The organism is Streptococcus sp. GMD4S (assembly GCF_000296955.1).
In genome coordinates, this window is record NZ_AJRE01000078.1 from 1 (window position 1) to 6,879 (window position 6,879).

General features: G+C 43.7%; 2 protein-coding genes. Both read left to right on the forward strand.

Going from position 1 to position 6,879, the window contains the following annotated elements; genetic code table 11:
• On the forward strand, positions 1–6,089 hold a 6,089-nt coding region (locus GMD4S_RS06490; protein ID WP_000300426.1), incomplete at its 5' end, for a SpGH101 family endo-alpha-N-acetylgalactosaminidase.
• Positions 6,090–6,228: 139 nt separating this feature from the next.
• Positions 6,229–6,879, forward strand: a 651-nt coding sequence (locus tag GMD4S_RS06495; protein ID WP_000373807.1) for a discoidin domain-containing protein, incomplete at its 3' end; no start/stop codon positions are given.

Genomic DNA, 6,879 nt, shown 5'->3' on the forward strand with positions numbered 1-6,879 from the left:
CTCAAGAAAAAGAAAAGTCTGAAAAGCCAAGCAATCTGCCAAAAGAATTAGAAGATAAGTTGGAGAAAGCTGAAGACAATGGGCGCGAAGTTGACAAGGATCAGTTGGCCCAAGATACTGGCAAGCTCGTCCCAGAAGATGTGGCTAAGACTACCAATGGGGAATTAAACTACGGCGCGACTGTTAAGATTAAGACGCCATCAGGAGAAGGTAGCGGTATTGTCATTGCTAAAGACCTTGTCTTGACGGTTTCTCACAACTTTATCAAGGATAGCCAAGACGGCAATATCCGTAAGGTTGTGGATAATGACCAAGGGGATGGAGATATCTATAGCATCTCATATCCAGGATTGCCAGATGTCAAGTTTAGCAAGAAAGATATTATTCATTGGGATCGTGAAGGCTACCTGAAAGGCTTCAAAAATGATTTGGCTCTTGTGAGATTGCGTACAGTTCTAGAAAATACGCCTGTTGAAGTAACTAAAAAGCCAGTTGTTAAGAAAATCGGAGATAAACTCCATGTCTTTGGTTATCCAGAAGGAAAATTGAATCCGATTGTCAATACTACAGTTGATTTTGCGGAACCATACGGAGAAGGTGTCCAAGGGATTGGTTACCAAGGAGGAAAACCGGGCGCTAGTGGTGGTGGTATCTTTGATACAGAAGGCAAACTAGTCGGTGTTCACCAAAATGGTGTAGTTGGAAAACGGAGCGGAGGCATTCTCTTCTCACCAGCTCAACTAAAATGGATCCAAGACCACATACAGGGAATTTCAAGTGTGAAACCAGCCGACTTGGAAGAGAAAGAGAAACCGGCTGAAGAAAAACCAAAAGAGGATAAACCTGCAGCTGCTAAACCTGAAACACCTAAGACAGTGACTCCTGAATGGCAAACGGTAGCGAATAAAGAGCAACAAGGAACAGTCACTATTCGTGAAGAAAAGGGTGTTCGCTACAATCAATTGTCTTCAACGGCCCAAAATGACAATGATGGCAAACCAGCCTTGTTTGAAAAACAAGGATTGACAGTTGACGCTAATGGAAATGCGACGGTTGATTTAACCTTCAAAGATGATTCTGAAAAGGGCAAATCACGCTTTGGTGTCTTCTTGAAATTTAAAGATACCAAGAACAATGTTTTTGTTGGATATGACCAAGGTGGCTGGTTCTGGGAATACAAAACTCCAGGTAATAGCACATGGTATAAAGGCAACCGTGTGGCAGCACCAGAACCAGGTTCTGTAAATCGTCTTTCTATTACTCTCAAGTCAGATGGACAACTCAATGCCAGCAACAATGATGTCAATCTCTTTGACACAGTGACCCTACCTGGGGCGGTCAATGAGAATCTTAAAAATGAGAAGAAAATCCTTCTCAAGGCAGGAACTTATAGCAATGACCGAACGGTTGTCAGCGTTAAAACAGACAATCAAGAAGGTGTAAAAGCGGATGATACTCCTGCCCAGAAAGAAACAGGTCCTGCCGTTGACGATAGCAAGGTGACTTATGATACGATCCAGTCTAAGGTTCTCAAGGCAGTGATTGACCAAGCCTTTCCTCGTGTCAAAGAATACACTTTGAATGGCCATACTTTACCAGGACAGGTGCAACAGTTCAACCAAGTCTTTATCAATAACCATCGAATCACCCCTGAAGTCACTTATAAGAAAATCAATGAAACAACAGCAGAGTACGTGATGAAGCTTCGTGATGATGCTCACTTAATCAATGCGGAAATGACAGTACGCTTGCAAGTTGTGGATAATCAATTGCACTTTGATGTGACCAAGATTGTCAACCACAATCAAGTCACTCCAGGTCAAAAGATTGATGACGAAAGAAAATTGCTTTCAACTATTAGTTTCCTTGGTAATGCTTTGGTCTCTGTTTCGAGTGATCAAGCTGGTGCTAAGTTTGATGGGGCAACCATGTCAAACAATACCCATGTCAGCGGGGATGATCATATCGATGTAACCAATCCAATGAAAGATTTGGCTAAGGGTTACATGTATGGATTTGTTTCTACAGATAAGCTTGCTGCAGGTGTTTGGAGTAACTCTCAAAACAGCTACGGTGGTGGTTCGAATGACTGGACTCGTTTGACAGCCTATAAAGAAACAGTTGGAAATGCCAACTATGTCGGAATTCATAGCTCTGAATGGCAATGGGAAAAAGCTTATAAGGGCATTGTCTTCCCAGAATACACCAAGGAACTTCCAAGTGCCAAGGTTGTTATCACCGAAGATGCCAATGCTGACAACAAAGTCGACTGGCAAGATGGTGCCATTGCTTATCGTAGCATCATGAACAACCCTCAAGGTTGGGAAAAAGTTAAGGATATCACAGCTTATCGTATCGCGATGAACTTTGGTTCACAAGCACAAAACCCATTCCTTATGACCTTGGATGGTATCAAGAAAATCAATCTCCATACAGATGGTCTTGGGCAAGGTGTTCTCCTTAAAGGATATGGTAGTGAAGGTCACGACTCTGGTCACTTGAACTATGCTGATATTGGTAAACGTATTGGTGGTGTCGAAGACTTCAAGACCTTGATCGAAAAAGCGAAGAAATATGGAGCTCATCTTGGTATCCACGTTAACGCTTCTGAGACTTATCCTGAGTCTAAATACTTTAATGAAAATATTCTTCGTAAGAATCCAGATGGAAGCTACAGCTACGGATGGAACTGGCTAGACCAAGGTATCAACATTGATGCTGCTTATGACTTGGCGCATGGACGTTTGGCTCGCTGGGAAGACTTGAAGAAAAAACTTGGTGAAGGTCTCGACTTTATCTATGTGGACGTATGGGGCAATGGTCAATCAGGTGATAACGGTGCCTGGGCTACCCACGTTCTTGCTAAAGAAATCAACAAACAAGGCTGGCGTTTTGCGATTGAGTGGGGCCATGGTGGTGAATACGACTCTACCTTCCAACACTGGGCAGCTGACTTGACCTATGGTGGCTACACTAATAAAGGTATCAACAGTGCTATCACCCGCTTTATCCGCAACCACCAAAAAGATTCTTGGGTTGGGGACTACAGAAGTTACGGTGGTGCAGCCAACTACCCACTTCTAGGTGGCTACAGCATGAAAGACTTTGAAGGCTGGCAAGGAAGAAGCGACTACAATGGCTATGTAACCAACTTGTTTGCCCATGATGTCATGACCAAGTACTTCCAACACTTCACTGTAAGTAAATGGGAAAATGGTACACCAGTTACCATGACTGATAACGGTAGTACCTATAAATGGACTCCAGAAATGAAGGTTGAGCTAGTCGATGCAGCAGGTAACAAGGTTGTTGTGACTCGTAAGTCAAACGATGTCAATAGCCCGCAATACCGCGAACGTACAGTAACGCTCAACGGACGTGTCATCCAAGATGGCTCAGCTTACTTGACTCCTTGGAACTGGGATGCAAATGGTAAGAAACTTCCTACTGATAAGGAAAAAATGTACTACTTCAATACGCAGGCCGGTGCAACAACTTGGACCCTTCCAAGCGATTGGGCAAATAGCAAGGTTTACCTTTACAAGCTAACTGACCAAGGTAAGACAGAAGAGCAAGAACTAACCGTAAAAGATGGCAAGATTACCCTAGACCTTCTAGCAAATCAACCATACGTTCTCTACCGTTCAAAACAAACCAATCCTGAAATGTCATGGAGCGAAGGCATGCACATCTACGACCAAGGATTTAACAGTGGAACCTTGAAACACTGGACCATTTCTGGTGATGCTTCTAAGGCAAAAATTGTCAAATCACAAGGCGCAAATGAAATGCTTCGTATCCAAGGTAATAAGAGCAAGGTCAGTCTTACTCAGAAACTGACTGGCTTGAAACCAAATACCAAGTATGCGGTTTATGTTGGTGTCGATAACCGTAGTAATGCTAAGGCAAGTATCACAGTGAATACTGGCGAGAAAGAAGTGACTACTTATACCAATAAGTCACTCGCTCTCAACTATATCAAAGCTTATGCTCATAACAATCGTCGTGAAAATGCTACAGTTGACGATACAAGTTACTTCCAAAATATGTACGCCTTCTTTACAACTGGATCTGATGTATCAAATGTCACTCTGACATTGAGTCGTGAAGCTGGTGATGAAGCAACTTACTTTGATGAAATTCGTACCTTTGAAAACAATTCAAGCATGTACGGAGACAAGCATGATACAGGTAAAGGAACATTTAAACAAGACTTTGAAAATGTAGCTCAAGGTATCTTCCCATTTGTAGTAGGTGGTGTCGAAGGTGTCGAAGACAACCGCACTCACTTGTCTGAAAAACACGATCCATATACACAGCGTGGTTGGAACGGTAAGAAAGTTGATGATGTTATCGAAGGAAATTGGTCATTGAAGACCAATGGACTAGTGAGCCGTCGTAACTTGGTTTACCAAACAATCCCACAAAACTTCCGCTTTGAGGCAGGTAAGACTTACCGTGTAACCTTTGAATACGAAGCAGGCTCTGACAATACCTATGCCTTTGTAGTCGGTAAGGGAGAATTCCAGTCAGGTCGTCGTGGTAGTCAAGCAAGCAACTTGGAAATGCATGAATTGCCAAATACTTGGACAGATTCTAAGAAAGCCAAGAAAGTAACCTTCCTCGTGACTGGTGCAGAAACAGGCGATACTTGGGTAGGTATCTACTCAACTGGAAACGCAAGCAATACTCGTGGAGATGCTGGCGGAAATGCCAACTTCCGTGGTTATAACGACTTCATGATGGATAATCTTCAAATCGAGGAAATTACCCTAACTGGTAAGATGCTGACAGAAAATGCACTGAAGAACTACTTGCCAACTGTAGCCATGACCAACTACACCAAAGAGTCTATGGATGCTTTGAAGGAGGCGGTCTTTAACCTCAGTCAGGCAGATGATGATATTAGCGTGGAAGAGGCGCGTGCAGAGATTGCCAAGATTGAAGCTTTGAAGAATGCTTTGGTTCAGAAGAAGACAGCCTTGGTAGCAGAAGACTTTGAAAGTTTGGATGCGCCAGCTCAACCAGGTGAAGGTCTAGAGAATGCCTTTGATGGAAATGTGTCTAGTCTATGGCATACATCTTGGAATGGTGGAGATGTAGGCAAGCCTGCAACCATGGTCTTGAAAGAACCAACTGAAATCACAGGACTTCGTTATGTTCCACGTGCCTCTGATTCAAATGGAAACTTGCGAGATGTGAAACTGGTTGTCACAGATGAGTCTGGTAAAGAACATACCTTCACAGTGACAGATTGGCCAAATAATAACAAACCAAAAGACATTGACTTTGGCAAGACAATCAAGGCTAAGAAAATTGTCCTTACAGGTACCAAGACTTACGGAGATGGTGGCGATAAATACCAATCTGCAGCGGAACTCATCTTTACCCGTCCACAAGTAGCAGAAACACCGCTTGACATGTCTGAATATGAAGCAGCTTTGGCTAAGGCGCAGAAATTAACAGACAAAGACAATCAAGAGGAAGTAGCTAGCGTTAAGGCAAGCATGAAATATGCGACGGATAACCATCTCTTGACGGAAAGAATGGTGGCCTACTTCGCAGACTATCTCAATCAATTAAAAGATTCTGCTACGAAACCAGATGCTCCAACAAGTAGCAAGGGAGAAGAACAACCACCAGTTCTTGATGTACCTGAGTTCAAAGGCGGCGTCAATGCAACAGAAGCAGCTGTACATGAAGTCCCTGAGTTCAAGGGCGGCGTTAATGCGGTTGAAGCCTTGGTTCACGAATTACCAGAATACAAAGGTGGAGCCAATGCGGTCCTAGCGGCTGCAAATGAAGTCCCTGAGTTCAAAGGTGGCGTCAATGCGGTTCAAGCCTTGGTAAACGAGAAACCAGCCTACACAGGTGTATTGGCTACTGCTGGAGATCAAGCAGCTCCAACAGTTGAAAAACCTGAGTACCCGCTCACTCTAAGCCCAGTAGCTGATGCCAAAACTCTGGAAGATAAAGAAGAGAAACTTCCTGCTACAGGAGAACATGGTTCAGAAGCAGCCCTCTTCTTGGCAAGTGTGAGCATCGCTTTATCTGCTGCAGTCCTTGCGACAAAACGTAAAGAAGAGTAATGAGATTTGATTTTAGCAGTTCAAAGCAACTCGAATCAAAAAGAACAAACAGCCGGAGAGGACCTCTTGGTTCTCTCCTTTTTCAAAGGAGAAATGATACCGCTTACTCATGTATGCGGATGAAAGGAATAGGAGAAAGATGGATAGACATTTTTTTGAGAAACGCTGTCACTATAGTATAAGAAAATTTGCAATCGGTGCAGCCTCCGTTATGATTGGTGCTAGTATCTTTGGCGCCAATATGGTTCAGGCGGCAGAAACAGCAACACCTTCAGAGACAGAGGGAAGTATCACTCATGTTCAAGCCTTGGATAAGTTACCAGATGATTTAGCCGCTGCGCTTGAAAAAGCAGATGCAGAAGCTGCAACAGAAGCAAGTCATGAAGAAACTCCAGCGACTGATGAGGGAACCAATCCTGCAGCAAGTGAAGAGGCAAAACCAGAGGCAAGCCCTGCAAGTCCCAAGCCAGCAGAAACGCCGAAACCGGTTGAAACACCAAAGGCAGACAAACAACCTGCGGAAACCACTACACCAGCAGTAAAACCAGCTGAAAAGACAATCGAAGATAGAGAAGATGTCAACCATCTCGAAGGTGCTACTGCTCAGGCAAGCAACCATGAGACTGGGACCAACTTTACTGCAGATAAGGCTATCGATGGAGATGACAATACCCGTTGGGCTACAGATAGAGATGCAGTAAAACCAACTTTTGAATTAACTCTTCCAAAAACTACCCTCATCAAGCATGTAGAAATAGACTGGGATCGTCGTCTTCGTAATGGGCAAAAT